Source organism: Oerskovia paurometabola, from assembly GCF_016907365.1.
GTDB classification, from domain to species: domain Bacteria; phylum Actinomycetota; class Actinomycetes; order Actinomycetales; family Cellulomonadaceae; genus Oerskovia; species Oerskovia paurometabola.
On the sequence record NZ_JAFBBV010000001.1, the window covers coordinates 4,018,707 to 4,045,555 of the forward strand.

At 73.5% G+C, this 26,849-nt stretch carries 26 protein-coding genes; 15 read left to right on the top strand and 11 right to left on the bottom strand.

Annotation, left to right across the window (positions count from 1 at the left end; genetic code table 11):
* The first annotated feature begins 17 nt into the window (after positions 1–17).
* From JOD48_RS17895 to JOD48_RS17905, 3 genes are all read left to right on the top strand, one after another.
* Positions 18–830 (top strand): ABC transporter ATP-binding protein, encoded by an 813-nt coding sequence (locus JOD48_RS17895; RefSeq protein WP_204809974.1) that lies wholly within the window; start codon positions 18–20, stop codon positions 828–830.
* Positions 830–3,409: an ABC transporter permease gene (locus JOD48_RS17900; protein WP_191789718.1), complete on the top strand. Its 2,580-nt coding sequence runs from the start codon at positions 830–832 to the stop codon at positions 3,407–3,409. Before JOD48_RS17895 ends, JOD48_RS17900 begins: the two co-directional genes overlap by 1 nt.
* Positions 3,410–3,529: 120 nt before the next feature.
* Positions 3,530–4,054: a putative immunity protein gene (locus tag JOD48_RS17905; protein WP_204809975.1), complete on the top strand. Its 525-nt coding sequence runs from the start codon at positions 3,530–3,532 to the stop codon at positions 4,052–4,054.
* A 19-nt stretch (positions 4,055–4,073) separates the two neighbouring features.
* Here JOD48_RS17905 and JOD48_RS17910 read toward each other — a convergent pair whose 3' ends face one another.
* On the bottom strand, positions 4,074–4,703 hold the full coding sequence (locus tag JOD48_RS17910; protein WP_204809976.1) for a GNAT family N-acetyltransferase: 630 nt from the start codon (positions 4,701–4,703) through the stop codon (positions 4,074–4,076).
* Between the two features lie 71 nt (positions 4,704–4,774).
* The gene (locus JOD48_RS17915; protein WP_204809977.1) at positions 4,775–6,310 is read right to left on the bottom strand and encodes a helicase associated domain-containing protein; all 1,536 of its coding nucleotides are present in this window, start codon (positions 6,308–6,310) and stop codon (positions 4,775–4,777) included.
* A 216-nt stretch (positions 6,311–6,526) separates the two neighbouring features.
* Between JOD48_RS17915 and JOD48_RS17920 the strand changes: the two genes are divergently transcribed.
* Positions 6,527–7,477 carry a hypothetical protein gene (locus JOD48_RS17920; RefSeq protein WP_204809978.1) on the top strand — a complete coding sequence of 317 codons (951 nt, stop codon included), beginning with the start codon at positions 6,527–6,529 and terminating at the stop codon, positions 7,475–7,477.
* On the top strand, positions 7,474–7,881 hold the full coding sequence (locus JOD48_RS17925) for a GntR family transcriptional regulator (protein WP_191789723.1): 408 nt from the start codon (positions 7,474–7,476) through the stop codon (positions 7,879–7,881). The genes JOD48_RS17920 and JOD48_RS17925 overlap by 4 nt, the downstream gene beginning before the upstream one ends.
* A gap of 51 nt (positions 7,882–7,932) precedes the next feature.
* Here the strand turns inward: JOD48_RS17925 and JOD48_RS17930 are convergent, their stop codons facing one another.
* Together JOD48_RS17930 and JOD48_RS17935 are read right to left on the bottom strand one after the other, a co-directional pair.
* Positions 7,933–8,274 (bottom strand): YciI family protein, encoded by a 342-nt coding sequence (locus JOD48_RS17930; protein WP_191789724.1) that lies wholly within the window; start codon positions 8,272–8,274, stop codon positions 7,933–7,935.
* A 181-nt stretch (positions 8,275–8,455) separates the two neighbouring features.
* On the bottom strand, positions 8,456–9,022 hold the full coding sequence (locus tag JOD48_RS17935) for a flavodoxin domain-containing protein (RefSeq protein WP_204809979.1): 567 nt from the start codon (positions 9,020–9,022) through the stop codon (positions 8,456–8,458).
* A 463-nt stretch (positions 9,023–9,485) separates the two neighbouring features.
* Here JOD48_RS17935 and JOD48_RS19985 point away from each other — a divergent pair, with 463 nt between their 5' ends.
* From JOD48_RS19985 to JOD48_RS17950, 3 genes are all read left to right on the top strand, one after another.
* Complete coding sequence (locus JOD48_RS19985) at positions 9,486–10,304, top strand: lytic polysaccharide monooxygenase (RefSeq protein WP_275581482.1); 819 nt, start codon at positions 9,486–9,488, stop codon at positions 10,302–10,304.
* A gap of 271 nt (positions 10,305–10,575) precedes the next feature.
* On the top strand, positions 10,576–11,334 hold the full coding sequence (locus tag JOD48_RS19770) for a lytic polysaccharide monooxygenase (protein ID WP_239527476.1): 759 nt from the start codon (positions 10,576–10,578) through the stop codon (positions 11,332–11,334).
* Positions 11,335–11,752: 418 nt separating this feature from the next.
* Positions 11,753–12,742, top strand: a complete 990-nt coding sequence (locus JOD48_RS17950) for a type IV toxin-antitoxin system AbiEi family antitoxin domain-containing protein (RefSeq protein WP_204809981.1) — start codon at positions 11,753–11,755, stop codon at positions 12,740–12,742.
* A 93-nt stretch (positions 12,743–12,835) separates the two neighbouring features.
* Here the strand turns inward: JOD48_RS17950 and JOD48_RS17955 are convergent, their stop codons facing one another.
* A complete protein-coding gene (locus JOD48_RS17955) occupies positions 12,836–13,204 on the bottom strand; it encodes an RNA-binding S4 domain-containing protein (protein WP_191789728.1) in 369 nt (122 codons plus the stop codon).
* Between the two features lie 212 nt (positions 13,205–13,416).
* On the opposite strand from JOD48_RS17955, the gene JOD48_RS17960 reads away from it, so the two are divergent.
* The 5 genes from JOD48_RS17960 (at position 13,417) to pgi (ending at position 19,303) form a co-directional block, all read left to right on the top strand.
* Complete coding sequence (locus JOD48_RS17960; protein WP_030150204.1) at positions 13,417–13,683, top strand: GlsB/YeaQ/YmgE family stress response membrane protein; 267 nt, start codon at positions 13,417–13,419, stop codon at positions 13,681–13,683.
* Between the two features lie 118 nt (positions 13,684–13,801).
* Positions 13,802–14,935 (top strand): N-acetyltransferase, encoded by a 1,134-nt coding sequence (locus JOD48_RS17965; protein ID WP_204809982.1) that lies wholly within the window; start codon positions 13,802–13,804, stop codon positions 14,933–14,935.
* A complete protein-coding gene (locus JOD48_RS17970; RefSeq protein ID WP_204809983.1) occupies positions 14,932–16,107 on the top strand; it encodes a GNAT family N-acetyltransferase in 1,176 nt (391 codons plus the stop codon). The genes JOD48_RS17965 and JOD48_RS17970 overlap by 4 nt, the downstream gene beginning before the upstream one ends.
* A gap of 67 nt (positions 16,108–16,174) precedes the next feature.
* The gene (locus JOD48_RS17975; protein ID WP_204809984.1) at positions 16,175–17,383 is read left to right on the top strand and encodes a GNAT family N-acetyltransferase; all 1,209 of its coding nucleotides are present in this window, start codon (positions 16,175–16,177) and stop codon (positions 17,381–17,383) included.
* A 213-nt stretch (positions 17,384–17,596) separates the two neighbouring features.
* Positions 17,597–19,303 carry a glucose-6-phosphate isomerase gene (pgi, locus tag JOD48_RS17980; protein WP_191789732.1) on the top strand — a complete coding sequence of 569 codons (1,707 nt, stop codon included), beginning with the start codon at positions 17,597–17,599 and terminating at the stop codon, positions 19,301–19,303.
* 204 nt (positions 19,304–19,507) lie between these two features.
* On the opposite strand, the gene JOD48_RS17985 is transcribed toward pgi, so the two are convergent.
* The 3 genes from JOD48_RS17985 to JOD48_RS17995 all read right to left on the bottom strand — a co-directional run bounded on the left by JOD48_RS17985 (position 19,508) and on the right by JOD48_RS17995 (position 21,541).
* On the bottom strand, positions 19,508–20,188 hold the full coding sequence (locus JOD48_RS17985; RefSeq protein WP_204809985.1) for a hypothetical protein: 681 nt from the start codon (positions 20,186–20,188) through the stop codon (positions 19,508–19,510).
* 92 nt (positions 20,189–20,280) lie between these two features.
* Positions 20,281–20,901, bottom strand: coding sequence for a dihydrofolate reductase family protein (locus JOD48_RS17990; protein ID WP_191790268.1), 621 nt, complete (start codon positions 20,899–20,901; stop codon positions 20,281–20,283).
* A 169-nt stretch (positions 20,902–21,070) separates the two neighbouring features.
* On the bottom strand, positions 21,071–21,541 hold the full coding sequence (locus tag JOD48_RS17995) for a DUF6069 family protein (RefSeq protein WP_239527478.1): 471 nt from the start codon (positions 21,539–21,541) through the stop codon (positions 21,071–21,073).
* A 189-nt stretch (positions 21,542–21,730) separates the two neighbouring features.
* On the opposite strand from JOD48_RS17995, the gene JOD48_RS18000 reads away from it, so the two are divergent.
* Together JOD48_RS18000 and JOD48_RS18005 are read left to right on the top strand one after the other, a co-directional pair.
* Positions 21,731–22,927, top strand: a complete 1,197-nt coding sequence (locus tag JOD48_RS18000) for a sensor histidine kinase (RefSeq protein WP_239527480.1) — start codon at positions 21,731–21,733, stop codon at positions 22,925–22,927.
* Positions 22,924–23,577, top strand: coding sequence for a response regulator (locus tag JOD48_RS18005; protein WP_204809986.1), 654 nt, complete (start codon positions 22,924–22,926; stop codon positions 23,575–23,577). Before JOD48_RS18000 ends, JOD48_RS18005 begins: the two co-directional genes overlap by 4 nt.
* 6 nt (positions 23,578–23,583) lie before the next feature.
* Here the strand turns inward: JOD48_RS18005 and JOD48_RS18010 are convergent, their stop codons facing one another.
* The 3 genes from JOD48_RS18010 to JOD48_RS18020 are packed head-to-tail and all read right to left on the bottom strand — an operon-like array spanning position 23,584 to position 26,847.
* Positions 23,584–23,910: a DUF4235 domain-containing protein gene (locus JOD48_RS18010; RefSeq protein ID WP_191790265.1), complete on the bottom strand. Its 327-nt coding sequence runs from the start codon at positions 23,908–23,910 to the stop codon at positions 23,584–23,586.
* 49 nt (positions 23,911–23,959) lie between these two features.
* A complete protein-coding gene (locus tag JOD48_RS18015) occupies positions 23,960–25,138 on the bottom strand; it encodes an ABC transporter ATP-binding protein (RefSeq protein ID WP_204809987.1) in 1,179 nt (392 codons plus the stop codon).
* Positions 25,138–26,847 (bottom strand): ABC transporter permease, encoded by a 1,710-nt coding sequence (locus tag JOD48_RS18020; protein WP_191790306.1) that lies wholly within the window; start codon positions 26,845–26,847, stop codon positions 25,138–25,140. The genes JOD48_RS18015 and JOD48_RS18020 overlap by 1 nt, the downstream gene beginning before the upstream one ends.
* Positions 26,848–26,849 lie beyond the last annotated feature (2 nt).

Consider the following 26,849-nt stretch of genomic DNA (forward strand, 5'->3'; position numbering starts at 1 on the left):
CGAGAGAGAGTCCCGACATGCCCTCCCCGTCCCCTGCCCCGGCCCCCGTCGCGGCGGCTGCAGCCGCCGGCGGCACTCCCCCTTCAGGCTCCGACGCGATCGCGACGGCCCGGGGCCTCGTCAAGACCTACGGCAAGGGCCCGACGGCGGTCCACGCGCTCGCGGGCGTCGACGTCGACTTCGGGCGTGGTCGGTTCACCGCGATCATGGGCCCGTCCGGCTCCGGCAAGTCGACGCTCATGCACTGCATGGCGGGCCTCGACACCCCCACGGGCGGCACGGTCGTCGTGGACGACCTCGTCGTCTCCACGATGAACCAGCGCCAGCTCACGAAGCTGCGCCGCACCCAGCTCGGGTTCGTCTTCCAGTCGTTCAACCTCGTCCCGACGCTCACGGCCGAGGAGAACATCACACTGCCCCTCGACATCGCGCGCAAGCCCGTCGACCGGGCGTACCTCGCGAAGGTGGTCGACGCCGTCGGGCTGACGGACAGGCTCAAGCACCGTCCGAGCGAGCTGTCCGGCGGGCAGCAGCAGCGCGTCGCGTGCGCGCGCGCCCTGGTCTCCAAGCCGTCCGTCGTGTTCGCCGACGAGCCCACGGGGAACCTCGACTCGACGTCCTCGCGCGAGGTCCTGACGTTCCTGCGCGAGTCGGTCGACGACCTGGGGCAGTCGGTCGTCATGGTCACGCACGACCCGGTCGCCGCGAGCTACGCGCACCGCGTCCTGTTCCTCGCGGACGGCCGCATCGTCGACGAGGTCACCGACCCGACGCCCGACTCCGTCCTCGCGGTCCTGGGCTCCCTCACGCGCAAGAAGGCGGCCGCCTGATGCTGCGCGTCGCCCTGCGCAACGTCCGGGCGCACCTCGTGCGCCTCGGGATGTCCATCCTCGCGGTCGTGCTCGGTGTCTCGTTCGTCGCGGGCACGTTCTCGCTGCGCGAGATGCTCGCCGCGACGTTCGACGGCATCGTCGACAGCTCGTCCGCCGACGTCCTGGTGCGCGGCGAGGAGGAGTCGTCCGCGCTCACCCAGGAGAACGCGAGCGCCGGCGCGGTCCGCAACCCGATCCCGGCCGACCTCACGGACACGATCGAGGAGGTCGACGGCGTCGCGCACGCCTTCGCCGACTACACCGGTCCGCTCGTGCTCGTCGGGGCGGACGGCACCCCGCCGCCCACCACGGGCGCCCCGACGTTCGGCCTCGCCTACCGGGCCGAGGACCCCGCGACCCCGCTCACGGAGGGGGCGGCGCCGTCGGGCCCGGAAGAGTTCGCGCTCGAGGCCGCCACGGCGCAGGCCAGCGGCCTCGCGGTCGGCGACACGACGACGCTCGTCGTCGCCGGGCAGATCACCGAGGCGACCCTGACCGGGATCGTCGACATGGGCGCCTCGATGGCCGGGGCGAGCATCGTGTTCTTCGACGAGGCCACCGCGGCGGAGGCGTTCGCGCCCGACGGCGCGGTCTCCGCCATCACGGTCCTCGCCGAGGACGGGGTGAGCGAGCAGGAGCTGCGCGACGACGTCGCGGCCGCCCTGGAGGCCTCGTCGCCGACCGAGGCCGTCGAGGTCGTCACGGGCCAGGTCGCACGCGACGAGGCCCGCGAGGACATCGCGTCGATGCTGGGATTCATCGAGACGTTCCTGCTGGTCTTCGCCGGGATCTCGCTGTTCGTCGGCGGGTTCATCATCGCGAACACGTTCGCCATGACGGTCCGCCAGCGTCAGCGCGAGTTCGCCCTGCTCCGCGCGGTCGGGGCCTCGCCGCTCCAGGTGTTCTCCTCGATCCTGGTCCAGGCCGCGATCATCGGCACGCTGGGCGGTGCGCTCGGCATCCTCGGCGGGCTCGGGCTCGTGACCGCCCTCAAGTCCGTGTTCGAGTCCATGGGGATGGACCTCGCGGGCGAGATCCCCGTCGACGCATCGATGATCGTGGTCTCGCTCGTGCTGGGCATCGTCGTCTCGGTCGCGTCCGCCGCGCTGCCCGCCCGGCGCGCGGCGCTCGTCGCCCCGGTCGAGGCCATGCGTGACGACTCCCCGGCCCAGGCCGGGTCGCTCAGGGTCCGCGGGATCATCGGCGCGGTCGTCGCCGGGGCCGGCGCCGGGGCCGTCGTGCTGGCCGTCGTCCAGGCTGCGGCCGACGACGCCGCGAGCACCGGCGGCCTGCTCGGCCTCGGTGCCGTGGGCGTCGTCGTCGGGACGCTGCTGCTCGCGCCCGTCGTGGCCCGAGGCGTCCTGCACGTCATGTCCGCGCCGTTCGTCGCGTGGGCCAAGCCGCTGGGGACGCTCGCGCGGGGCAACGTGACCCGCAACCCGCGACGTACCGCGAGCACCGCGGGCGCCCTCATGATCGGGATGTCGCTCGTCGGCGCCGCGTCGGTCCTCGCCGCGTCCATGCAGGCGTCGATGAAGAACATCGTGACCGAGGAGTCCCTCGCCGACCTCGTGGTGCAGTCCGCGACCGGCACGGTCCCCTCGGGCGCGGTGAGCGACATCTCCGACCTGCCCGAGGTCGGACGGGCCGACTCCATGACCGCCGACCGGTACTTCGTCGGAGCAGCGGGCGAGGCCGCGGACGACGCGGCGGCACTGTTCGTGCTCGGCGTCGACCCGAGCCTCTTCGGCCAGACGTGGCGCACCGAGGCCGTCGAGGGCGACCTCGACACGCTCGCCGACGGGCAGGTCTCGGTCCTGCGGGCGACCGCCGACGACGAGGGCTGGGAGCTCGGCGACGAGCTCACGCTGCGCTCACAGCTCGGCAGCGCCGACGTGACGATCGGCTCGGTCTTCGACTCGCCCGCCCTGGGCGTGCCCGTCGTCGTGCCGGACACCGTGTTCGCGGAGCTCTCCGCAGCACCCGCCGAGATGTCGACCATGCTGCTCCTCCAGGCCGCCGACGGCGTGACCCAGGCAGAGCTGGACACCGCGGTCACCGCCGCGGCCAAGCCCTACATGATCGTGTCCGTCATGGACAACGAGGAGTTCATCTCGTCCCTCGCGAGCCAGGTCAACCAGATGCTCACGATCCTCTACGCGCTGCTGGGGCTGTCGATCGTCATCGCGATCCTCGGCATCGTCAACACCCTCGCGCTGTCCGTGATCGAGCGGACCCGCGAGATCGGTCTCCTGCGGGCCGTCGGGCTCGGCCGTTCGCAGCTCGCCGGGACGATCGTCATCGAGTCGGTCCTCACGGCCGTGTTCGGGACGGTGCTGGGCCTCGCGGTCGGCGTCGGCCTCGCCGCCGGGATGCCGACAGTGTTCGCCAGCACGGGCTTCACCGACCTCGTGATCCCGTGGCCCGCGCTGGGGACCATGGTCGGCATCGCGGTGCTCGTCGGCGTCCTGGCCGCCGGGTGGCCCGCGCTGCGCGCGGCCCGGCTCCCGGTGCTCGACGCCGTCACGGTCGACTGACGGCTGACGGGTGCCGGTCGCCCTGGAGGGGCGGCCGGCACCCGTTGGCACCCGTAGATACCCGCTGGCACCCGTTGGCACCCGTTGGCACAGGCGCCGTGCGTGCCGGAGGATCGGCCCATGCCGATCCTGCCCACCGACCGAGACCCACGGCTGGTCACCGTGCGCCGAGGCGGCACCCTCACCGACGACGACCACCACCTCCTTGCGGAGTGGGCCGCGGTCTGCGCCGAGCACGTCCTGCCCCTGTTCGAGCAGGCCGCACCCGACGACCCGCGTCCGCGCGAGGCCCTCGACGTCGGACGCGCCTGGATCCGCGGCGAGGTGGCCATGAAGGACGCACACCGGGCCGCGTTCCCGGCGAACGCCGCCGGACGGGACCTGCCCGCCCCGGCGAGGTACGCCGCGCTCGCGGCCGGCCAGGCCGTCGCCGTGGCCCACGTCGCCGCGCACGACCTGGGAGCCGCTGCGTATGCGATCCGGTCCGTTTCCGCCGACGCGGCGGCGCGCGGCGAGGACGGCGAGGCGGCCCGGCTCGCCGAGAGGGACTGGCAGCGCGACCAGCTCCCCGACGCCGTCCGGGACCTGGTCCTCGACGACCAGCGGCGCCGGAGCGCGATCTGCTGGGACGCCTTCGACGACTGACGCGCCGCCCGGCCCGGCCTCAGGCCGCGGGCTCCGCGCCGACCCCGGGCTCCCCACCGACTGCGGGCTGCGCGCCGGCGGCAGGTCCGCCCGTCGACGTCCAGGAACCGAGCGGCTGCGACGGTACGTCCTCGTCCGTCTCCTTGGTCCCGCAGACCACGAAGCCCCGGGCCTCGTAGTTCGCCAGGGCCGCGGGTCCGTCGAGCGAGCACGTGTGCACCCAGACCCGGGCGACCCGCGGGAGGTCGAACCGCCGCGGCAGCGACCACGCGGCCGCGACCCCGTGCTCGAGCAGCACCCCGCCCAGCCCGCGACCGATCGCCTGCTCCGCGAGCCCGAAGTACCGGACCTCGACGTGCGTGCGGTCCTCGGCGACGACGGGCTGGAGCTGGACGTAGCCCCACGGCCCGTCCTCGCCGTAGAGGATCCAGAACTCCGTGCCCGGCACCTGGAGCTCCGCGGCCCACTGCTCGCGCGTCCACCCGAGGCGGTCGGTCCAGGACCAAGGGCCGCCGACCAGACCGTAGAGGAACCGTGCGTACTCGGGGCGGACCCCCACGGTCCGTTCGAGCCGGACCCCGTCGGGGACCGCGCGCGGCGGCCGGTCGGGTGCCTGGAGCATCTGGAGCGTCGTGGTGAGGACCTTCACGAGCGTCAACAGTACGGTCGTGTCGCGCCGGCCCGGCGCCCGTCACGAACCGCTCAGGGCCGGGCCGCGACCTAGGTCGCGGGCGCCGTCGGGTCCCAGACGAAGCCCAGCGCATCGAGAGCCGCGGTCCGCTCGGGGCTCAGCCTCCCGCCCGTCCCCTCGCTGCGCCGGCTGCGCACCCACTGTCCCAGCCGGAACCCGTCGTCGCGCCGGTGCCTGATCGGCACGCGCGCATGCCCGTGGTCGGCGACGTACGCGGCGAGGGCGTCGACGCCCTGCTGCCACAGGGCGTCGTTGTCGCGGACGCGCCACGCGAAGCCGAGCCGGTCGAGGGCCTCGACGCGGTCGGCGGCGAGCAGGCCCTTGGCGTACCGGGCTCGCACGTACGCGACCCAGTCGCCCAGGCGCTTGCCGTCCGCGGTCACGAAGCTCGCGGGGACACGGCAGTGCCCGTGGTCGGCCCGGTAGGTCTCGAGCGCGGCGACCCAGGTGCGGAACGCCCGGTCGTCCGTCGCGCGCGTCACCCCCGGCTGTGGCGACACGGTCCACTCGAACCCCAGGCCCGTGAGCTCACCGACCCGTTCTGCACGCAGCAGCCCGTGGCGGTGCTCCCACCGGCGTCGGGCGACCCAGGCGCCCAGGGCCGTGCCGTCGGGGGTGCAGTAGTCCCCGGGGACCCGGCTGTGCCCGTGCTCCTCGACGTACCGCGCGAGCAGCCCGATGCCCTGGAGCCAACCGTCGTCGTCCTCGTCGCGCGCCTGCCAGACGAACCCCACCTCGTCGAGCCGCGCGACCTGCTCGCCCGAGAGCGTGCCCGCCTGCCTGGACGCGCGCTGGCTCGACACCCAGCGGCCCAGGCGGGTCCCGTCCTCGCACTCGAAGGTCGTGGAGATGTCGGGGCCGTTGCGCACGATGTACCTCGACAGGCACGCCAGGTGGGCGTCCCAGTCGTCGGCGTCGAGAACGCTCGGGAACTCGAACCCGAGGTCGCGCAGCTCCCGCTCCTGCGTGGCGGACAACCTCCCGGCGCGCCGGTCGCGGCGCACCCGCGCCACCCAGCCCGACAGGTCGAAGCCGTCGCCCGTGCGGTACGGGTCCGGCACCCGGCCGTGCCCGTGGTCGGCGACGAACGCCGCGAACGCCCGGTGGCTGCGTCGTCGCGACGTCTCGGCCGGCAAGGTCCAGTCCATCCCGACCGCGTCGAGGCTCTCGACCTGCAGGTCGGTGAGGGCACCCGCCGCACGACGACGACGCATGCGCCCGACCCACGTCCCGAGCCCGAATCCGTCGGCCGCCTCGAAGTAGTACGGCACGCGGGTGTGCCCGTGCTCGTCCTTGAACGCGGCCAGCCTGTCCACGTTGCGCTGCCACTGCTTGAGAGGCTGCCGGACCTCGAAGGCGAACCCGGCCTCGCGCAGGGCCTGCAGGCGCTCGTCCTTCAGCGTCCCCACGGCGTGCTCGCGGCGCTGGACCTTGACCCAGGCCCCCAGGGTGAAGCCGTCCGGATCGGTGCGGTGGCTCACGGGCACCCGTGAGTGACCGTTCGCGGCGACGAATTGCACGAGGTGGGCATGGCCCTGCCACCATCGCTCCTCGTAGCGTCCCACTCGACGGCCTCCTCTCCTCGACGGCCGCGCCCGCCCCTCTGGGCAGGTCACCCGGGAAAGACACGCTGGGACCGCGCGTGTGACGGCAACGGGTCGACGGCCCCTCTTTTTCATCCGCTGGCCCGGTGTGCAGACCGCGAGACGGGCACCCTGGGTGGACAACGCGAGCCCAATGAGTCAATACTCTGATTCATTGATCCATTCGGAGGAGCCCACATGACCGGTCTGTCGCTCGTCGCCCTCGCCGTGCTCGGCGCCCTTGCCGCCGCGGCCCTGACGACGGCCAACGCGGTCCGGTCCCGGCGCCATCCCCGGCGCACCGTGCTCGACGCCGCGCTCCGGCACGAGCGGACCACGTCCGTCGTCGCGGGCATCGTCGCCCTGTCCCTGATCGCGTACGTGATCTCCCCCGCCGGGCTCCCGAACCTCACGAGCGTCACGACCACCCCTGGCCTGCTCGTGGCCCTCTCGCCGTTCATCGCCGTCGTCATGGTCCTCGTCGTCCGCGCGATCGGCGAGCTCGCCTGGCCCCGCCCCCAGGGGACGGTCCGCACAGCCCCGCTCACCCGGCGGACCGTACGCGGCCTCGGCGAGTGGCGGCTGCCCCTCTTCCTCGCGACGGCGGCGCTCACGGCCGTCGCCCTCGTCGTCTTCGGGGTCACCGCGGGCGAGGGCGGGGGCACGGTGGACGCACCGCTCCTCGTGACGGTCGACGGATGGATCACCGGCACGTCCGGCCCGTACCCGGGCTGGCCGTACGCCGGCCCCCTCCTCGTCCTCCTGGCAGTCGTCACCCTCGGGCTGCTCGGAGTGCTGCACCTCATCGCGCGCCGCGGCGCCGTCGGCGGCGCCACGGCGCACGAGGACGACTCGCTGCGCCGGCTCAGCGCCGCCCACGTCCTGGCCGGCACCCAGCTCCTCGTCGGCCTGGGATCGGCCGCCGTCATGCTCACCGCTGCCCTCGCCCTGTTCGGGGCCGACCGGACCGGAGCCTCCGTCCTCGCGTTCGCCGTCGGGTCCGCGATCGGCATCACGTCGGTCGTCGTGGGGCTCTCGGTGCTCGCCCGACAGGCCCTCCCCGCCCCGCCCGGCGCCTCCACCTCGTCGGCATGGCCCGCGCAGCCCGTGACGCCTGTGACGCCTGTGACGCCTGAGCCCCAGGCATGAAGACGCTCACGGTGGACCTGGACTCGCCCGTCCCCGTCTACGAGCAGATCAGGACCCAGGTCGCGGCACTCGTCTCGCTGGGCTCGCTCAACCCCGGCGACAGGCTGCCTTCGTCGCGCGCCCTCGCACGTGACCTGGGCGTCGCGGTGGGCACGGTCCAGCGCGCCTACCGTGAGCTCGAGGCGTCGGGCGCGGTCTCGTCACGGCCACGCACGGGGACCGTCGTCGCGGCCCCCGCCCACCGACGGTCGTCGGTCGCGGACCAGCAGTCGTTCGCCGACCTCGCCACGCGGATGGTCGGCCGCGGCCGCGAGCTCGGGCTGGACGACTCCGCGATCCTCGACGTCGTCGCGGGCCTCCTGCAGCAACCGGTCGACGCGCCGGCGACACCCGTGCAGCGCTGACCGGACGGCCGACGCCGCCCGGCTCGCCCGGACGCACGTCGGGCGACCCCGTCAGCTGGCGGGGTCGTGCTGGAACGCACGCACCTCCTGCGGGCACCGGCAGGCGACCGCGATCTTCGCGGCCCACTCCAACGCCTCGTCGCGCGTCGGCACCTCGAGGACCGTGTAGCCGCCCTCGATCTGCCTCGTCTGCGGGTAGGTGCCCTCGGTCACCGTGCCGTCCCCGTCGACCAGGACGGGCGGGACGCTCTCGTCGATCCCTCCGCCGAACACCCAGACGCCCGCCTTCTTCGCCTCCTCCACGACCGCGTGGGACGCGTCCGCGACCACGTGCAGGCCCTCCGCGGGGACGTCCATGGCGCCGCTCGGGAACGAGATCAGGTACTTCGTCATCGCGCCGTCTCCTTCTGCCGGGTTCCAGGAGACCATCCTCGCCGACGCGGGGGCCCCGGGCACGACGATGCCGCGCTCCCGTGGTGGGAGCGCGGCATCGTCGGACGGCGGAGGGGACCACCGCGGCTGAGCCCGTCTTCCCCGTCCGTGCTCAGCTGCGGACGATCGTCCGCACACCGTCTCAGACGGCGACCGGAACCTGCGCGCGCAACGCCGCGGCGATCTTCTCGCCCCAGACGTACGCCTCCTCGAGGTGGCCGTCGACCAGGGGCCCGGCCGCGTCCTCGACCAGGAACGAGCGGAGCGGCACGAGCATCTCGTAACCCTTGCGCGTGACGATGCGCGCGGCCGCGCGGGACGCGGACGAGGGGATGGCACGACCGAGGGAGGTGCGCGTGTCGAACGTCGTGACCCAGCGGGGCCCGTGCTCGTCCGAGCGGTCCCGGAGGGCGACGCACCACTCGCGCAGGCCGACGTTGCGGGCGGGCACCGTCCCGCCCGAGCGCTGGACGGCCTCGGCGCGCGTGCCGGGGCGGCTCATCGACATGGAGTGCGTGGGTCCACCGGCGACGACGAGCGCGACGTCGTCCAGGATCGACGGGTCGGCGACCGCGTCGGCGACGTCCACGACCTTCACCGGGACGCCGGTCGCCATGCCGGCGGCGATCTGCCGGGCGACCTTCTCACAGTTCCCGAACATCGACTCGAAGACGACGGCAGCAGTCAGGTTCGTTTCGTGGTTCGACATGCTCCCAGGCTCCCCGGGACGGGCTCTCGCGAACCACGGGCGACGGTCCCTGCGCGGTGGGACTTTCGTCCCCCGACGCGGGTCCCGACCTCCTCGGCGCTCCGGACGGACAGTCGTCTGCGCTCGGGGCGGGGGTCGGACGAACGTTCGACGAGCACGAAGGCTGCCTCGCGTGTTATGGGGCGATCTGTCCACATAGGGGTTCTCCACACGATTCCAGGTGACCCTCCTCTCACGCGCTTCTCATCTGCCCGACGGCGGCGCTCACCAGGCGCGCCAGGACGCCAGTTCCCGGGCACCTCCCGGGCATCTACGTGTTTACCCTTATGCCGCGTCGCTGTTTGAAGACTCAACGAACTCTGGCTTAGCGTCGCAGCGTTCTGGTCGAGGTGGACCCGGGGCCTTGTGTCTCGCCGTCCACCACAACGAAAGCGAGATGCAGATGAGACGACTACGTGCGGCAATGATCGCCGCCGTGCTCGGCGCCACCGCCATTGTTGCCCCCGTGGTGCTGGCCCCCGCCGCCTCCGCGCACGGCTGGGTCACCTCCCCGCCGAGCCGTCAGGACAACTGCGCCACCGGCGCGACGTCCTTCGACTGCGGCAGCATCAAGTTCGAGCCGCAGAGCGTCGAGGCCGCGAAGGGCTCGATGCAGTGTTCGGGTGGCAGCGGCTACGCCATCCTCGACGACAACAGCAAGCCCTGGCCGCGCACCACGGTGGCCTCCTCCGTGAAGTTCCAGTGGAAGCTCACGGCCAACCACGCCACGACGACGTGGGAGTACTTCGTCGACGGCAAGCTCCACCAGACCTTCAGCTCGGGCGGCGCCCAGCCCGCGAAGGACATCTCCCACACGCTGACCAACCTGCCTGCCGGTGACCACACGGTCCTCGCTCGCTGGAACGTCGCCGACACCCCGATGGCCTTCTACAACTGCGTCGACCTCACCGTGACCGGTGGCGGCACGACCGGTGGCACCACCGGCGGCACCACGGGTGGCACCACCGGCGGCACCACGGGTGGCACCACCGGCGGCACCACGGGTGGCACCACCGGTGGCACGACCGGCGGCACCACCGGTGGCACGACCGGCGGCACCACCGGTGGCACGACGGGCACGCCCCAGTGCGCCGCCGGCCCCTGGGACGCGGCCGTCGCCTACACGGGTGGCACCAAGGTCTCGCTCAACGGCCAGCTCTTCGAGGCCAAGTGGTGGACCAAGGGCGAAAAGCCCGACGTCGCCGCGCAGTGGGGCCCCTGGAAGAGCCTCGGCGCCTGCTGAGGACTGCACGACGCATGATGCGTGACGCGTGATGCGTCGCCGGTGACGCCGGGTCAGGAATTCCTGACCCGGCGTCACTTTTTGCTTTTCCGGCCGATGGAAATTCCCGCGGCTACGTAGGACCCCCTACGTGCTTCACCGGATTGTGCGGTGCGTTTTCATTGCATAGCGTCGAAGTTGTCCGATTCGACATGTGTAGGTCGCCCGGCAATGGGGCCCTACCGACTGCCATGGAGAGCGAGAAGAAAAGATGAGACGACTACGCGCGGCAATGATTGCCGCCGTCCTCGGTGTGGCCGCGATCGCGGCCCCTGTCGTGATGGCCCCGGCCGCTTCGGCCCACGGCTGGATCACGTCACCACCCAGCCGGCAGGACAACTGCGCGACCGGCGCCACGTCCTTCGACTGCGGCGGCGTGAAGTACGAGCCGCAGTCCGTCGAGGCGCCCAAGGGCTCGATGCAGTGTTCGGGCGGCAGCGGGTTCTCGATCCTCGACGACAACAGCAAGCCGTGGCCGCGCAAGAGCGTGGGCAGCTCGGTGACGTTCCAGTGGAAGCTCACGGCCGCGCACAACACGAGCACGTGGGAGTACTTCGTCGACGGCAAGCTGCACCAGACGTTCAGCCAGGGCGGCGCCCAGCCCCCGAGCAACATCTCGCACACGCTCACCAACCTGCCCTCGGGCAACCACACGATCCTCGCCCGGTGGAACGTGTCCAACACCGTCAACGCGTTCTACAACTGCGTCGACCTCACGGTCAACGGAGGTGGCACCACGGGTGGCACGACCGGCGGGACGACCGGCGGGACGACCGGTGGCACCACGGGTGGCACCACGGGTGGCACGACCGGCGGGACGACCGGGACGGGCGTCTGCACGGCTCCCGCCTGGGCGGCCGGCTCGGTCTACACGGGCGGTACCCGCGTCTCGTACAACAACAAGACCTACGAGGCCAAGTGGTGGAACACCGGGGAGAACCCCGGCACGAGCGGCCAGTGGGGCGTCTGGAAGGACCTCGGCGCCTGCTGACGTGAGCACCGAACCGGCGGCCCGCGGGAGAAGGGGCTGACCGGCACCGCACCAGAACCGCGCCCGGGCCCCTGGACCACCAGGAGGCCCGGGCGTCGTGCCGCCCGCCCCGGTCGCACGCCTCCGGGCGAGACGGGTGGTCCGGACCGAGACGGGTGGTCGGGCCCGAGACGGGTGGTCCGGCCCGAGACGGGTGCCCGCGCCAGCGTCCGGGAGACCCGTCTGGCGCCGGAGCACCCATCTCGTGCGCGGTCTACCCGCCCCTGGCTCGTGCGCGATCGCACCGACGATGTCGTACACCGGCGGTCCCGTGGAGTCAGACCGTCCACCGCCCGGAGCCCGACCACAGACCGACGGGTCGTCCACAGCCCGTCCCGGACGACGCCGTCAGGCCGCTGCCGCGGGCACCATCGCGACCATGACCTCACCGACCCACGACACCGACGCCCTGGCCGCGCTCGCCTCCCGGCAGGGCGGCGTGCTCCTGACCGCGCAGCTCCCTCGCCCCGTCCTGCGCGCCGCGCTCTCCCATGACCTCCTCGAGAAGGTCCGTCATGGCGCCTACCGTTGGAGGGCCCCGGACGAGCCTGCTCCCGGTCACGCGCTCGACAGGCTCCGAGCCGTCGCGCGGATCGAGGCGGTCTCGCGCCAGCTGCAGAGCGCGTTCGTCCTGTGCCAGGACTCGGCAGCCCTCGTGTGGGACCTGCCGCTGTGGCGGGTGCCCGGCCGCGTGCACGTCGTGCAGCAGCACCGTCCCGGCACGCCGAGGCCGGGCGCGGACCTCGTGCGGCACCTGACGGTGCTCACCCCTGCAGACACCACGGTGCGCCGGGGACGTCTCGTCACGTCGCTCGCCCGGACGGTCGTCGACTGCGCTCGGACGCTGCCGGCGCTCGACGCGCTCGTGGTCGTCGACGCCGCCCTCCGGCGCGGCGTCCTGCCCGAGGAGCTCAGCCACGTTCTGGACCGGGTCGGGGGCGGGCGAGGGACCGCGCGGGCCCGGGTCCTCGTGGGCCTCGGCAGCGGGGGCGCGGAGTCGCCCGGCGAGTCGGCAGTCCGGTTCCACCTGCTGCGGCGCGGACTGCCCGTGCCGACGACCCAGATCCCGGTCGTGACCCGGCTCGGGACGTTCCGCGCCGACCTGGGCTGGCCGCAGTGGCGGGTGCTCGTCGAGTTCGACGGGTTCGTGAAGTACTCCACGCTCGCCCAGGGCGACCCTGCGAAGGTGCTGTTCGAGGAGAAGCGGCGCCACGAGGGCATCGAGGAGGAGGGCTGGCGGGTCCTCCGGGTGACCATGCGGGACCTCATGGACGGCGCTGAGCTCGTCCGGCGTGTGCTGCGTCTTCTCCCGCCGGGCACGTCGGTCGACGTCGAGCGGCGCCCGCACCTGTGGTTCGGCGGGGTCTGAGCCGCGAGACGGGTGGTCCGGCCCGAGACGGGTGCCCGCGCCAGCGTCCGGGAGCCCCGTGTCGGACCGAGACACCCGTCTCACCGCAACGGGTCAGACGGGTGGCAGCTCGCGGCCCCGCAGCTTGTCGATCTCGCGCCGCTCCCGCTTGGTCGGTCGCCCTGCGCCGCGGTCGCGCACGGGAACGAACGGCACGGCCTCGCGCGGCAGCACGGGCGGGCTGTGATCGACGTACGCCTTCGCGGCCTCGGGCGCCCCGACCCGCTTGGCGAGCAGCTCGACGACCTCGACGACACGTTCGCGCTCGCCCCCGCGGTAGGTCACGGTGCTCCCGACCCGCACGGTCGCGGACGGCTTGACGCGCACCCCGTCGACCTTCACGTGACCGGCACGGCACGCGGCCGTCGCGACCGAACGGCTCTTGGTCAGACGGACCGCCCAGAGCCAGCTGTCGACCCGCATGCTCACTTCCCTTCCCGACGTCGGACCACCCCAGCGTAGGTGGCTCGCGGCTCCCGCGGGACCGGTCGCAGCGGTCCGACGGCCCGGGCCTCGAAGCGTCGGCCGTGCGTGCCCGGCCCGTTCGTGCCACGGTGGAACCGACCGGCGACGGCGCCGGTCCGGCCTCGACCGTGTCGTCGGCCGGCGAGCTCGTTCGACGAACGGAGTGGACCATGTGGTTTCTGTCGTGGATCGTGATCGGACTCATCATGGGCGCCATCGCCCGCGCCATCATGCCGGGCAGGGCAGCGGGCGGGTGGGTCGTGACCCTGATCGTCGGTGTCGTCGGCGCGTTCGTCGGCGGGTTCATCGGCCGGGCGTTCGGCTCGGACCCCAACCAGGAGTTCTGGTCGTTCTCGACCTGGTTCTGGGCGTTCATCGGATCGCTCGTCGTCCTGCTGATCTGGGGACTCATCGCGGGGCGCAGGTCGAAGGCCTGACGCACGCTGCGCCGTCGGGCGTCCTGAGGAGGCGCGGCCCGGTCGACCGGGCCGCGCCTCCCCCGACGACCTCGGAAAACCCGTGGACCGCTCGCGCCTCGCGCGAGACGCTGAGGGCATGAGCCCTCCCACCGAGTCGACGACGACCTGGCGCATCGCCCGGGCCCCGCACCCCGCGGACCTCGACTCCCCCGACGCGTGGGCGTACCACGGCGTGGCCGAGATCGAGGCCGAGGTCATGATCGAGGCCCACGGCTACGACGACCTCGCGAACGAGGCCCGCGACGTCCTGGCCGGCATGGACAACCAGCAGTACGCGACCAAGCAGCGCTTCGTCGCGATCCGCGCGGACGCACCCGAGACACCCCGGCCGCAGGACGTGCTGGGCCACCTGTTCGTCCTCATGATGACGAGCAGCAACGAACACCTGGGCGAGCTGTACGTGCAGGTGCGCCCGGCGGCCCGCCGCCAGGGACTGGGCACGGACCTGTGGGACCTGGGCGAACGCCTCCTGCTCGACGCCGGGCGCACCGTCCTGTTCACCGACACCCAGCACGGCACCGAGCCGCAGCCCGGCCCCGACGCCCTCGAGGCCCGGACCGGCGCGGGCCGCGTCCCGGCGAACGACCCCGGACCTCGCTTCGTACGGAGCAGGGGGTACGCCCTGGAGCAGGTCGAGCGGCACTCGATCCTGCCGCTGCCCGTCGACCCCGCGCTGCTGGACCGGCTGCGCGCGCAGGCCGAGGCCGCCGCGGGACCGGACTACCGCACCCTCGTCTGGGAGGACGACGTGCCGCGGGAGTGGCGCGAGCAGGTCGGGACGCTGTTCACGCGCATGAGCACCGATGCCCCGAACGGGGACATCGACTTCCGTGAGGACCCGTGGGACGCGCGACGCGTGGGCGTCTGGGCCGACGAGCTCCTGGGCAAGGGCGACGGCCTGCTCATGACGGTCGCCGAGCACGTCCCGTCGGGCACGCTCGCCGCGTTCTCCGTGTTCGCCTACCCCAAGGACCACCCGTCCTTCGCGTTCCAGGAGGACACGCTGGTCCTGCGCGAGCACCGCGGCCACCGGCTCGGGATGCTCGTCAAGGTCCGGAACCTCGACGAGCTCACCGCCCGACGCCCCACGACCGAGCGCATCCACACCTGGAACGCCGAGGAGAACGACCACATGCTCGCGATCAACGTCGCCCTGGGCTTCGCGCCCGCGGGCGCGTACGCCGGCTGGCAGAAGCGGGTGCGCGCGTGAGCGGCCCGTCGCAGGCCGCGGCTCCGGCATCCTTCTCCGGCCCGACGGCGTGGCGCGTCGTGCGCGCGCCCGTCCCGGACTCGCTCGACGCGCCCGAGGCGTGGGCGGTACACGGCACCGTGCGCGTGGGCGACGTGATCGACCGGGAGATCCACGGGCACGCCGACCTCGGTCTCGACGCGGCGACCGTCCTCGTCACGATGACGGCCCAGCAGGAGTACAAGCGCACCGTCCGGCTCGTCGCGGTGGCCGACGGGGCCTCGTCCACAGGCGGGCCGGACCCGGCCCCGGTGGCGGGCGACGTCGTCGGGCGCGGGCTCGTCGGCCTTCCCCAGAAGGGGAACACGCACCTCGCGATCGTGTACGTCGGGGTCGACCCCGCGCACCGCGGCCAGGGGGTCGGGGCGGCGCTCTGGGACGAGTGCCTGCGCATCGCGCGCGACGCCGGGCGCACCGTGCTCCTGGCCGACTCCGCGCACGCCCCCGAGCCCCCTCCCGGCCCCGGTGCGCTCGACTCGCCGACCGGCAGCGGGCGCGTGCCTCTCGACGACCCGGGCACGCGCTTCGCGCTCTCGCGCGGCTTCGCGCTCGAACAGGTCATGCGGCAGTCGACGATCACGCTGCCTCCCCGAGCCGACGTCGTGGACCCGTTGCGCGACACAGCCCTGGCGTCCGCGGGCGACGACTACCGCGTGCACCTCTGGCAGGACACCGTCCCCGAGGAGTGGATCGACGACTTCGCGGTCCTCGAGACCCGCATGAGCACCGACGCCCCCAGCGGCGGGCTCGACCTCGAGGAGGACCCGTGGGACGCCGACCGGGTACGCGTCGCCTCGCAGTCGTTCGCCGACCGCGGGCAGGGATACCTCGTCGCGGTGGCCGAGCACGTCCCGTCGGGGCGGCTCGCCGCGTTCTCGATGGTGTCCTACCCGCACGACCGCCCCGAGGTCGTCATCCAGGAGGACACCCTGGTCCTGCGCGAGCACCGCGGCCACCGGCTCGGGCTGCTCGCCAAGATCGCCGTGCTCGACGAGCTGGCCCGCGTACGCCCCTCGTCGCGACGCATCCACACCTGGAACGCGCAGGAGAACCGGCACATGCTCGCGATCAACGAGGCCCTCGGGTTCGAGGTCGCGAGCGTCACCGCGGAGTGGCAGCTGCGGCTGGTGTGACGGTGCCCGCCCGGGAGGCACGCAAAATCCGTGGCGGCGGCGGGCGGCGGCCCGCCAGGGTGGACGCATGACGACCACCGACACCGCCGTTGGGCACGAGGACCCCTGGTCGGCGAGCCCGACCCCGCCGCCCGCACCGCCGACCACGACATGGCGCGCGGTCGACGCACCGCCCGTCGCTCCCGCCCTGGACCACCCGGACGTCTGGGCCGTGCGGGCGTACACCGACATCGAGCACGACGTGCAGCTCGCGACCTGGGGCTGGACCGACTGGTGGGCGCCGCTGCCCGTGATGCTGGGCGTCCTCCAGCACCAGGAGTACCAGCGCAAGGTCCTGGTCCTCGCGCTCCCCGAGCAGGTGGTCCCGGGAACGCCCGACGGCGAGGCCACGCCCAGGCCGCAGGACGTGGGCGGTGCCGCGATCGTGTGGCTCGCGACCGACGCCAACCCCCACCTCGCGTACGTCACTCTCATGGTCCGCCCCACGCTCGAGGGCCGAGGCATCGGCGAGACGCTCCTGGCCCGCGCCGAGGAGATCGCCCGCGCCGACGGGCGCACCACCGTCATCGTCCCGAGCAACCACTCTCCCGAGCCCCCGCCCGGCCCCGGCGCACTCGACGCCCCCACCGGCGCAGGCCGTGTGCCCGCCGACTCCCGGGGAGCACGCTTCGCCCGGGGACACGGCTACGCCCTCGAGCAGGTCGAGCGCGCCTCCGTGCTGCGCCTGCCCGTCGACCCCGCACGGCTCGACACGCTCGAGCACGAGGCGACCCGGGCAGCGGGCGACGACTACCGACTGCACACCTGGTGGGACGAGGTGCCGACCACGTGGCAGGACCAGGTCGCGATCCTGTGGACCCGCATGAGCACCGACGTCCCCTCCGCGGACCTGGACGTCGAGGAGAGCCCGTGGGACGCGGCCCGCGTCCGCTCCTACCTGGCCGACATGGCCGGACGCCACCAGCACGTGCTCGTCACGGTCGCCGAGCACGTCGCCACCCGGACGCTCACCGCGTTCTCGGTGCTCCAGATCCCCGTGTCGGACGTCCCGTTCGCCTTCCAGGAGGACACGCTCGTGCTGCGCGAGCACCGAGGCAACCGCCTCGGGATGCTCGTCAAGGTCGCCAACCTGCGCGCCTACGCCGAGCGACGCCCCGGCGAGCGGCGCATCAACACGTGGAACGCCCAGGAGAACGAGCACATGCTCGCGATCAACGTCGCGCTCGGCTTCGAGCCCGTCGGGGTCGCGGCCGTGTGGCAGAAGAAGCTCGCCTGACCCGATCCTCGGCGGCCACGCCGCGCCGGGACGTGCACGCCCGACGGACGCTCCGGCGTCGGGCGTGCACGGTTGTCCGGCAGCGCACCTCACAACCGCTCGCACCGTGAGCCACCAGGACAACCCTGCAGGTCGCGGCCTACGGTGGTCGGGTCCGGCCAAGACCCCGCGACACCCCACGACCCCCACCGACCAGGGAGCAGCGAGACCATCGTGAGCACTGCGAGCACACCGCCGATCGACGCCACCACCACTCCCGCCTGGGCCGACCTCACGGCCCACCAGGCCGCGCTGTCCCCCGACCTGCGCACCTGGTTCGCCCAGGACCCGGGCCGCGCCGACCGCCTCACGTTCGACGCCGCCGACCTCCACGTCGACCTGTCGAAGAACCTCGTGACCGACGAGACGCTCGAGCTGCTCGTGCGCCTCGCGGACGACGTCGACCTGGTCGGGCGCCGCGACGCCATGTTCCGCGGCGACCACATCAACGTGACCGAGGACCGCGCCGTGCTGCACACCGCGCTGCGCCGCCCGTCCGGGGCGACCCCGGAGCTGACCGTCGACGGCCAGGACGTGGACCACGACGTGCACGCCGAGCTCGCCAAGGTCTACGCGTTCGCCGACAAGGTGCGCTCGGGCGAGTGGACGGGCGTCACGGGCGAGCGCGTGCGCACGGTCGTGAACATCGGCATCGGCGGGTCCGACCTGGGCCCTGTCATGGCCTACGAGGCCCTGCTGCCCTACAAGGCCGAGGACCTCGACGTCCGGTTCGTGTCCAACATCGACCCGACCGACGTCGCCGAGAAGACCGCGGGCCTCGACCCGCGCACCACGCTGTTCATCGTCGCGTCCAAGACGTTCGGGACGCTCGAGACCCTGACCAACGCGCGCCTCGCACGCGACTGGCTCTGGACCGAGCTCACGGCCGTCGGGGCCCTCGCCGCGGACGCGGACGACGCAGCCCGCGCCGAGGCCGTCGGCAAGCACTTCGTCGCGGTCTCCACGGCCCTCGACAAGGTCGCGGCGTTCGGGATCGACCCCGCCAACGCGTTCGGCTTCTGGGACTGGGTCGGCGGGCGCTACTCGGTCGACTCCGCGATCGGCACGTCGCTCGCGATCGCGATCGGCCCGGCCCGCTTCGAGGAGTTCCTCGCCGGCTTCCACGCGATCGACGAGCACTTCCGCACCGCGCCCCTCGCGCAGAACGTGCCCGCGCTCATGGGCCTGCTCAACGTGTGGAACGTCAACTTCCTCGGCGCGCACACCCACGCCGTGCTGCCCTACGCGCAGTACCTGCACCGCTTCCCCGCGTACCTGCAGCAGCTCACCATGGAGTCCAACGGCAAGTCCGTGCGCTGGGACGGGTCGCCCGTCACGACCGACACCGGCGAGGTCTTCTGGGGCGAGCCCGGCACCAACGGGCAGCACGCGTTCTACCAGCTCATCCACCAGGGCACGCGCCTGATCCCCGCGGACTTCATCGCCGTGGCGAACCCGGCGCACCCGCTGGTGGACTCCTCGGCGGGCGGGGTCGACGTGCACTCGCTGTTCCTCGCGAACTTCTTCGCGCAGACCAAGGCCCTCGCGTTCGGCAAGACGGCCGACGAGGTCCGCGCCGAGGGCACTGCCGAGGACCTCGTGAGCGCCCGCGTGTTCTCGGGCAACCGCCCGACGACGTCGATCCTCGCGCCCGCGCTCACGCCCTCGGTCCTGGGCCAGCTCATCGCGCTCTACGAGCACATCACGTTCGTCCAGGGCGTCGTGTGGGGCATCGACTCGTTCGACCAGTGGGGCGTCGAGCTCGGCAAGAAGCTCGCGAACGAGATCGCCCCGGCCGTCGCCGGCGACGCGGCCGCGCTCGCCGAGCAGGACCCGTCGACGCAGGCGCTCATCGGCTGGTACCTGGAACAGCGGAGCTGACGCAGACCCGTCTCCTGGCCGGCTGACGGCTGCCGGCTACCGGCTGCCGGCTGCCGGCTGCCGGCTGCCGGCTGCCGGCTGCCGAGCATGCGGTTGTCGTCCGTCGAGCATGCGGTTGGCGTCGTGATTCACCTGATTCACGACGCCAACCGCATGCTCGACGGCTAGGCAGGCGGCTAGGCGGCTCGGCAGCTAGACGGGCGGCTAGTGGGCCGCTACCGCCGCGAGGGCCTGCTCGACCGTCGCGACCTCCTCGGGGGCGCCCGTGATCCCGTCCTTCATGACGAGCACCGACGAGAAGACGCCGTCGCGGCACGACTGGCCGGTGAGCGCCTGCGGGTCCTCGAGCGAGGGCACGATGTTGACCGTCTCGGTCCGGCCCGGCTCCCCGCCCGCGATCTCGATCGTCGTGGAGAAGATCTCGCACGCCTGCACCGCGTCGAGCTTCTCGCCCGTGCCGACGAGCGCGGACGCCTCGCGGATCTTGCGAGTGTTCTCCGCGTCGTCGACGAGGCCCGTGGCCTCGAGCTGCTGAAGCATCTCTGGCAGCTGCTGCGCCCAGTCCGCGGCGGGGATGCGCGAGACCTGGACCGTGGCGCCCGCCGGGTCGCCCCACACGCAGGCGGGGAACTCGACGTTGCCCGCGACCGTCGTCTCGAACGGGCCGTCGAGCGACTGACCGGCCAGCGCGGTCACCTGGTCGCCACCGATCAGGTCGCACGCCCCGGCCGCCGACGGGGTCTCCGAGGCAGCTGCGGGGGCGGGAGCGCCGGTCGCCGGGCCGTCTCCACCGGCGTCCGTGGGTGACGCGCACCCCGTCAGAAGGGTCGCACCGAGCACACCGGGCAGGACAACAGTGAGGACATGCCTCCGCAACGAGTTCACCGGTCAAATCCAACCATATGGTCGGTAGGTGTCCGGCCGAGACGCGGCCGACGCGGCTCACGCGTCAGCGGCGCCACGAACCGGGCGGGCGGTCAGCCCTCCGCACCGCCCGGCACCTTGTCCTTCACGTCCTCGTAGTCCTCGCTGCCCGGCAGGGCGCTCGGGCCGTAGACCAGGTGCACGACCCCCGTGGGGAAGACCTCGGAGCGCAGCAGGTGCAGGGGGTAGATCGGCTCCCCCTCGTCGAAGAGACGCTCGCCCTTGCGCGCGGCGACGGGGTGGACCAGCAGGCTCAGCTCGTCGACGAGCCCGGCGGCGAGGAGCTGGCGGACCACCGAGAGCGACCCCGCGACGAGGACCTTCGCGATGCCGGGGGTCTCCTTGAGCGTCGTCACGGACTCGACCAGGTCCCCGTCGATCCGCTCGACGTTGCGCCAGCCGAGGTCCGCATCGCCCCGGGTCGCGACGATCTTGCGCACGTCCCCGAGCCGCTTCGCGAACACGGCGTCCTCCTCGCCGGCCTCCTCGCGTCCTGGCCACGCGCCCGCAAAGCTGTCGTAGGTGACGCGCCCCAGGAGCAGGGTGTCGACACCCGTGTAGTCCTCGTCGACTGCCGCTCCCATGTGCTCGTCGAAGTAGGGGAAGTGCCAGGCCGGGTCGATCTCGGCCACGCCGTCGAGCGAGATGAACAGGGTCGAGACGAGCTTGGCCATGATGGGTCCCTTCGGGAGTCTGCCGGTACGACGGTTGGACCAGGACCGGGCCGCGAACTCATCGGTCCCTGGTCCCACCGTGGCACGCGCGAGGGCTCGCGGCGCGCGCAGGTGCGCGGGCGCCGTCGGGCCCTCCGGCGGGCGGCTCAGGGCCGCCGTCCCCGCGCGCTCAGCGTCTCAGCCCCAGCGCGACCACGGCCCCGACCGTGACGTGGAGCGCGAGGAGGAGCAGCGTCGCGGACGTGCTCGTCGCGCCCAGGGGGCCGAGCAGGGACACCAGGAGCACGACGGCGCAGGTCACCGTCCAGGCCCGCTCGCCCGACGTGCGCCCCGCCCTCGGCGCCCGACCGGTCCTGCGCAGCAGCGACCGGACACCCCACCCGGCGAAGCCGACGACCAGAGAGGTCACGACCACCGCGGCCGGCCCGACCTCCATGCCGCCGCCAGCGTCTCCCACGACGGCCTCGACGCCCGCCGCCGTCCCCACCGCCCAGACGAGCACCGCGGCGACCGCCGCGAGCAGCGGCACGCACCACGCGGGCAGCCGCCGCGTCGGCCTGCCCACGGTGCTCGTGCCCGCGCTGGTCGTCCCCGTGCTCCTCGTGCCTGTGCGCGTCGTCCGCGTGCCGTTCGCGTCCATGACTCCTCCTTCTGCCGCCAGAGCTCCCTGCGGAGCCTGCGCCGACCGGGTGGCCGGCGTTCCCCACCGTGCCCCGCGCACCGGTCCCGCCGGACCCTCCCGACGGCTGTCAGCGGCCCGACCGACGGCCCCCTCCCCCCCTCCGAAAGTCGGTGGTGGCCCGGCGACGGGCGTCCCTACGCTGGCCGCATGAACAGCTCTCCGACCGAGGAATGCTCGCCTCCGCCCGCCCCCTCACGGGCCGTGCTGGCATGGGTCGTGCTCGCCGTGGGCGCGCTCACCGCACTGATGCTGTGGGGGGTGCTGCCGCAGGAGTCCGGCTCGCGCGTGGTGCTCGACCTCGGGGTCGCCCTGGTCGCCGTGGCCCTCGCCCCGCTCCTGTGGTGGTCGCCGCGGGGAGCGCGAACGCCGCGCGTCACGGCGGTGCTCGCCGGGCCGGTCGGACCCGCCCTCGTGCTGGCCGCGCTCGCCGCCCTGTCTCCCGCAGCGACCCCGGCGTCGACCGTGGCGACGCTCGAGGTCGCCCGTCGCCGACCGCTGCGGGTCGCGGTGCTCGTCGCCGCAGCAGGGTTCGCGGGGCACGCGGTCCAGGCCCTGTGGCGCCCGGTGGGCCTCCCGCTCGGCTGGTGGCTGCTGTGCGACGCGGCCGTGCACGCCGCGCTCGTCGGCTGGGGTGCTTTCGCCCAGGCCCGCGCCCAGGTCGTCGCCGACCTCCGGGAGCGGGCACGGCGGGCCGAGCGCGAGCAGGAGCTCCGTGTGAGGGAGGCCCGGGCCGCCGAGCGTGCGCGCATCGCCCGCGAGATGCACGACACCCTCGCCCACCGGCTCTCCCTGCTCGCGACCGTCGCGGGCGCGCTCGAGTTCCGGCCGGACACGCCGCCCGCAGAGGTCGCTCGCGCCGCAGGCCTGGTCCGTGCGGGCGTGAGCGCGGCGCTCGAGGAGCTCCGGGAGGTCGTGGGCGTGCTGCGCGCCGAGCCCGACGCCCTGCGCCCTGCCTCCGGCCTGGCCGACGTCCCGCGGCTCGTGGAGGAGTCCCGCGTCGCGGGCGTCGACGTCGACTGGGAGCAGCACGGCGACCCCGCCGGGGTGCCGGCCACCGTGCAGGCCGCGGCCTTCCGCGCCGTGCAGGAAGGACTGACCAACGCCCGCCGCCACGCGCCCGGCAGCGCGGTCCGCGTCGCGGTCGTCGTGGTCCCGGGCGAGGTCCGGGTCGACGTGTCCGACGACGGTCCCTCCTCCGGGAACGTCCCGTCGCGTCAGGGAACGGGGACAGGGCTCGTGGGCCTGCGTGAACGGGCAGGGCTGCTGCGCGGCGAGGTCCTCGCCGGTCCGGCCACCGACGGTGCCGGGTTCCGGCTCACGGTGTCGCTACCGTGGGACGCATGACCGACCCCGTGAGGATCGCCATCGTCGACGACGACGCCCTGGTGCGGTCCGGCCTGCGCATGATGCTGCACGGCACCCACGGCATCGAGGTCGTCGGGGAGGCCGCCGACGGTGCGGAGGTCCCCGGCCTCCTCGACGCCCACCCGCTCGACGTGGTCCTCATGGACCTGCGGATGCCACGGATCGACGGGATCACCGCGACGGCCCGGGTGCGCGCACGGACCGACCCGCCCGCCGTCGTCGTGCTCACGACGTTCGACACCGAGGACGAGGTGCTCGGCGCGCTCCGCGCGGGGGCCGTCGGCTATCTCCTGAAGGACATGCCCCCGGCCCGGATCGCCGCAGCCGTCCTGGCAGCCGCTGCCGGGGAACCGGTGCTCTCGCCCGACGTCGCGCGACGCCTCATGGCGTCGGCCGCCTCGGTCGGCGAGGCGCGTGCGCGTGCTGCGGCGTCGCTCGACCGTCTGACAGGACGCGAGCGCGAGGTCGCGCTCGCCGTGGGGCGCGGCGCGAGCAACGCGGACATCGGGCGCGAGCTCTACCTCAGCCTCCCGACCGTCAAGGCCCACGTGTCGAGCGTCCTGGACAAGCTGGGCCTGGAGAACAGGACGCAGCTCGCGGTGCTGGTCAGGGACGCGGGACCCGTGTGAAGCCGCTCAGTCGCCCGGCCACTCCCCCGTCCACTTCTGGAAGACCCGCGCCCCGCCGCGGTCGATGAGCGCCTTGACCCCGGAGAACACCGCTCCCTGGATGAGGGACGCGACGAGGATCTCGCGCAGCGGGTACTCGGACTGCAGCGGCGTGGGGGCGTCCTTGCGGTGGCCCGGGGAGACGCGCTTGTAGACCTGCTTGAACACCTGGCCGGCGATCAGCCCGCCGATGATCGAGCTCGCCAGCCCGAACGGCCGGTACAGGATCTTCGCGGCCTTGCCGCCGTGCTCCTCGGTGCGGTCGGACACGTGGTCGCTCGTGGTCTTCGTCATCGTTCGACGCTAACGCGGGAGCCGGTCGGTCGCAGGGCGGGTGCCACCTCTACCCCGGGACCACCGCGCAGCCCGCACGGTCGAGCACGACCCGGACCCGCTCCCCCGGTGCAGGCGCGAACGGGTGGTGCGCGGCGCCGTCGGGCGTGGTCGTCGTGGCACCGCCGAGCGGAGAGCCGAGCGCGACGACGCGCTGGGCCCCCGCGCCGAGGTCCACGTCGACCGTGACCTCGGTGCGCCCGCGGCGGAAGCTGCTGCGCACGACCGTGCCGGCCCACCCCGCCGAGCTGTCAGAACCACCCCTCGCCCGTTCTGGCACACCGGCGGGACGAGGAGTCGCGAGCACGAGCCCCGTCGGCCCGATCGCCAGCAGCGCGCCGTCGCCCGCGGGCCCACCCTCCGTCGCCCGCACGAAGGCCTGGTACCCCAGGAACTCCGCGACCCGCCGCGACGCGGGCGCGCGCCACAGGTCCTCGGGTGCGGCGACCTGGAGCAGCCGTCCGGCGTCCATGACGGCGACGCGGTCGGCCACGGTGAAGGCCTCGTCGTGGTCGTGCGTGACGAACAGCGCGGTGGTCCCGGTCGCGACGAGCGCGGCGCGCAGGTCGCCCGCGAGCCGGTCGCGCAGCCCGCGGTCGAGCGCGGACAGCGGCTCGTCGAGCAGCAGGAGCTGCGGCTCCGGGGCGAGCGCGCGGGCGAGCGCGACGCGCTGGCGCTCGCCGCCGCTGAGCGTCGCGACGGGTCGCTGCGCGTACCCCGCGAGGCCCACGAGGTCGAGCAGCTCGGCCACCCGTCCCGCCGCGGCGGGGCGCTTCACGCCTGCCATCCGCAGGCCGAACGCCACGTTCCCCGCGACGTCGCGGTGCGGGAACAGCTGCCCCTCCTGGAACATGAGCCCGAACCCGCGCCGGTGCACGGGCACGCCCGCGAGGTCGCGCCCGTCCCAGGACACGGACCCGGCGGCCACGGGTTCGAGCCCCGCGACCGCGCGCAGCAGGCTCGACTTGCCGCACCCGCTCGGGCCGAGCAGCGCGAGCACCTCGCCCGGGGCGAGGTCGAGGCTCACGCCGCGCACCGCCGTCGTCCCTGGTCCTCTGCCGGACGCCGGGTCCGCGTAGCGCACGACGACGTCACGCACCGCGAGCCCCCGGCCCGCCGAGACCTCGTGAGGGTCATGCGACGCCGTGGGACCACCGGTCGTTCGCTCCACCACCTGGGCTCCGTCCATCAGAACTCTCCTGCCGAGCGGTCGCCGCGCAGGCGCTCCGCCACCATCATGACCGTCGCGGTGAGCACCGCGAGGACGACGCTCGCTGCGAGCGCCATCCCGTAGTTCTCCGCGCCGGGCCGCCCGATGAGCCGGAAGATCACGACGGGGAGGGTCGCGGTGTCGGGGCGGGCCAGGAACGACGTCGCCCCGAACTCCCCGAGCGAGACCGCGAACGCGAACCCGATCGCGAGGCCCAGCGACCGGGCGGCGATGGGACCGTCGACCGCGGCGAACACGCGGGCGGGCGACGCCCCGAGGGTCGCGGCGGCCTCGCGCAGGCGCGGGTCGATCGCGCGCAGCACGGGCAGAACGGTCCGCACGACGAGCGGGATCGCGACGACCGCCTGGGCGATCGGGACGAGCATCCCCGAGGTCCGCAGGTCCACGTCGAGGCCGAGCGGCTTGTCGAGCGTGATGAGGAAGCCGAACCCGACCGTGACGGCGGACACGCCGAGCGGGAGCATGAAGACCGAGTCGAGCGCGCCGATCGCGCGCCGCGCCGTGCGGGACCGGGGCCGCCGCGAGACGACGAGAGCCACGAGCCCCCCGATCACGACCGCGATGAGCGTCGCGAGCGCCGCGGTGCGCAGCGAGTTCGCGGTCGCCTCCCACACGGTCACGGTCAGGGCGTTGCGACCGCCGGTCGTGCCGAGGTTCGCGTAGTTCGCGAGGCTCCACCCGGCGGGGGTCTGGAACGACCGGACGAGGAGGTTGACGAGCGGCAGCGCGATCAGGCCCAGCACGACGACGGCGGTCACCGCGAGCGGGGCGGCGTCGGCCCGTAGGCGCAGCGGCCGGGCCGCGGACGTCGCGGCGGACAGGTTGAGGGCGCGCTCGCGCCGGGAGCGGGTCCGGTTCGCGACGCTCAGCGCGACCACGACGACCACGAGCTGCACCACGGACAGCACGGCCGCGGTGCGCAGGTCGAGGAACTGGGTGGTCTGGATCCAGATCTCGGTCTCGATGGTCCCGTACTGGACGCCGCCCAGGACGAGCACGACGCCGAACGCCGTCGCGCAGAACAGGAAGACGATCGACGCCGCGGACGCGATGGCCGGGGCCAGGGACGGCAGCGTCACGGACCGGAACGCACGCCAGGGCGAGGCGCCGAGGGCGCGGGCCGCCTCCTCGGCGCGCGGGTCGAGGTGCTCCCACAGCCCGCCGACCGTGCGGACCACGACCGAGTAGTTGAAGAACACGAGCGCCAGGACGATCGCCCCGAACGTGCCGTCGAGCCGCAGGAACCCGAGCAGCCCGCCCTCGACGAGCAGCGAGCGGAACGCGACGCCGACCACGACGGTCGGCAGCACGAACGGCACGGTCACGAAGGCCCGCAGGAACGTGCGCCCCCGGAACCTGCACCGGTACAGCACGTAGGCGCCGGGCACGCCGAGCAGCAGCGAGATCACGGTCCCGAGGACGCCCTGCCACAGCGTGAGCCCGACGATGCGCCAGGTCCGCGGCTCGGAGAACACCTCGGCGAAGCCGGAAAGGTCCAGCGAGGCACCCGAGGCGTCCTGGGTCACGAACCCGCGCGCGACCAGCGTCACGACGGGCCACGCGAAGAACACCCCGAGGAACAGCAGCGGCAGCCCGGCGGCGAGCCCCCACAGGAGGACCCGCCCGCCGCGCTGCACGGCCGCAGGCACGCCGCGGCTCACGGGCATCG